The following is a 2,945-nucleotide window of genomic DNA, read 5'->3' as shown; positions in this document are numbered from 1 at the left end:
TGCGTGCTCTTTAATTCTTTTACAGAGAAATTCATAAAAATTACTTGCATAATAATGTGACGCTCCAGATGGAATCTTGACGTAGAGTGGGCATTCACCATCCTGAAACTGAGTATAATCAAAGTAAAATGTCTCCCCAAAATCAGTTCTACTGACAACAAGCTGTTCTAATGTCGCAAAACCATGTTTCCTATGATATAAGTTTTTATGCACAATATCACCAGCAGGATGATCCTCAAAACTTGCGTTATAAATGCTAAAAATTTCCTCATAACCAATTTCTCCTCCCTTATAATTTTTTAAAAAATCCTTATAAGAAGTTGTAAACTGTAAACCGAGAGTTTTTTCTGCCTCTTTAATCCGTACATCACTAACTGCATCCTCTGCAGTACCAAAATTGATAATCTCATCATCATATTTATTTACTTTATCAATTAATTGTACAACATCAGCTAAAGTATAAGTTTTCATAGATGATCCCCCTTAAAAATATTAACGATGCCTGCATTCTTGAAAATAAAAAATAGTGGTTTAACATTGCAATTCGGAAGTAAAACCACCATACAAAGAAATTTACTTCAAGTTATCTGTAATCCTTTTACAGAGAAATTCATAAAAATTACTTGCGTAATACTGGGGATCGCTAGGTGGAAACTTAAGATAGAGCGGACATTCACCATCCTGAAACTGAGAGTAATCAAAATAAAATGTCTCACCAAAATCAGTTCTACTCACAACAAGCTGCTGTGGTTTTGCTAAACCATTTTCTACATCCGTTATATGATAATAAACAATATCATCACTACGAGCAATTTTAAAATTTGTATTATAAACACTTAATATTTCCTCACCACAGATCTCCGCTCTTCCATAGTTTTTTAAAAAACTTTTGTAGGAGGTTGTGAATTGCAATTTAAGAATCCCCTCTGCTTTTTCAATTAGTACATCATCAACGGCTTCATCTGTAGAGCCAAAATCAACACTATCACTATATTTATCAACCAGTATGACAACATCATCTAAAGTATAAGTTTTCATAATTTGTTCTCCATAAATTGTTATTTTTTAGCTTCTATATTTTTCTTTTCATACCCTTTAGCACGTTCTTTCCAGTATTGCGTCCTCCATTTATCGAATAGGTCTCTGTCAATAGCTGATCCCATTGTATTCGGATTAATGTGAATAGCAGAATTATGTTTATTATGAAACGCATTTGTAACTTCTGCTATGGGACCATCATGAGTTTGCAGCATGTGGTGTAATTCAATAGGCTTATTATCGAAACCTATAGGTGCTCTTCCTGCTTTCATCCTTTCAATATTTGTACCTGTCACTTTTTTCTTGTTAACTGTCCACTCAGAAATTCTATTAGGATCAAACAAGTCATCTCTCTGATAGACTTTATTTATCTGAGTAATTTTTTCTTCTTTGTGATTTATTTCAAACCCAACCTCAATAGGTTTTGACCAGAACTTTCTCTCTTGCCCCAAATATTGAGTTGCAATAGCTTCATCGCTCATTTTTTCTAGCGATTGTGCGATTTCTTTCCCCACATGCGCAGTATTTACTTCAGAACTAGTTGCTCCTGTTATAGCCGCTTCTTCAGCTTTAGATGCAAATTTGATGATATCTTTTTCTACAAGCTTGTTCGCAAGCTTTACGCCTCCCTTGGCTGCTGAAACAGCACCGTCAGTAAGCACTGTAGAACCCACTATATAAGCCACATCTCCTAATGGTTTACCTAGCATTTCACCAGATTCAAAACCCGCACTGAATGCGCCATCCCCTCCTTTCTCCATTGTTTCATGTATGTGATCTATATGCCCCCAAAAGGAATCCTTAACTCCTCCCCAGAATTGACCAGCTCCTTCCCAAACATCATCCAACATATGCCCACTCGTGGCCCAAGATGTTGCTGTTCCAATGCCTTGAAGAATATTTTGAGAGATCTCATCAACTGAACTGTTTCCTATTGCCAGACCTAATTCTTTAACGTCATGAGCTGTCTCAGATATTCCGTTTCCTATTGCTTTTACGGCACCAACAATCATACCCTTCGCAAGACCTATCCCAAAAATCCTATCTTGCTCTTCACTAATCTCGAACCATTTTTCGTTAACATCTCTTCGACACTGATCATCAGGGCACTCTTCTAACTCTTTCTTCATCTGAGCGCGTTGTGCACTGCTGAGGTAGTTATTTGCAGCGGCATTACCTGCGGCATCGGCGCCGGCATCAACATTGCCACCGGCAAGGGCAGCGGCAACGCCCCCCGCAGCCCGTGCAACATCAATGGTGTGGTCTCTAAAGTCAGCAAACTGCGCATCAATCTTTGCGTTTATACGCGCTTCCTCTTCCGGAGTTGGGGTGCGACCGTTTAGGTCCCCCATTTCCTCTTTCACAATGCCTTGCACCCACAATTGAAACTGGAGCATAGCAGTGGCTTCGCCCACAGCACCCCCCACAGCACCGGCTGTGCAAGCACCGCTCGCAACAGCGCCTTTTAAGCAGCCAAGACCGGCATGGGCAACGATCTGTGTGACCGTGTCTATTTTGCCTTCAGCCTTGGCGGTACCGATTTCTTCCGCCAACGATTTGCCAACCGTATCAGACAGGGCGATGCGCAGATTGTTAAAAAAGTTCTTGTCAAGAGAACCACCCTCAAGAGCCGTTTGCACGCCTGTGCCAATGGCGGCTTTGATCAAGTTCTTTTCCGCCTCACGGGTGATGCGATCAACCAGAGGAGCCGTTTTGGGCAAGGATTGCCCAACACCTGCCATTTCGGTTAGTTGGCTGGTTAAGCCTGCTGTCAACATCGACGAGACAATGCTGAGAACATTCTTTGAAGAGCCAAGTTCATGCAAGGCACCGGCAATATTGCCGCGATTATTGACAAGAGCCACAGCGCTTTTGTTAATCAGCGCTTGGACACCAGCCTGTATCGC

The 2,945-nt window shown here is 41.0% G+C and carries 3 protein-coding genes; all 3 read right to left on the bottom strand.

What is annotated here, in order from left to right:
• Positions 1-471, bottom strand: a 471-nt coding sequence (locus ACFILZ_RS09460) for an SMI1/KNR4 family protein (protein WP_375611011.1), incomplete at its 3' end; no start/stop codon positions are given.
• 102 nt (positions 472-573) lie between these two features.
• Positions 574-1,038 (bottom strand): SMI1/KNR4 family protein, encoded by a 465-nt coding sequence (locus ACFILZ_RS09455; protein ID WP_375611012.1) that lies wholly within the window; start codon positions 1,036-1,038, stop codon positions 574-576.
• Between the two features lie 20 nt (positions 1,039-1,058).
• The coding region (locus ACFILZ_RS09450) for a DUF637 domain-containing protein (RefSeq protein WP_375611013.1) at positions 1,059-2,945 on the bottom strand (1,887 nt) is incomplete at its 5' end.

Origin of the sequence: Bartonella sp. AP40SXNS (assembly GCF_042195825.1) — a bacterium.
Classification (GTDB): Bacteria; Pseudomonadota; Alphaproteobacteria; order Rhizobiales; family Rhizobiaceae; genus Bartonella.
The sequence above is the reverse complement of the archived record's forward strand: the minus strand, read 5'-3'. Positions and strand labels throughout refer to the sequence as shown.

Excerpts from the sequence above, each read along its gene's own strand:
- ACFILZ_RS09455 (WP_375611012.1), bottom strand. The coding sequence starts at position 1,038 with ATGAAAACTTATACTTTAGATGATGTTGTCATACTGGTTGATAAATAT.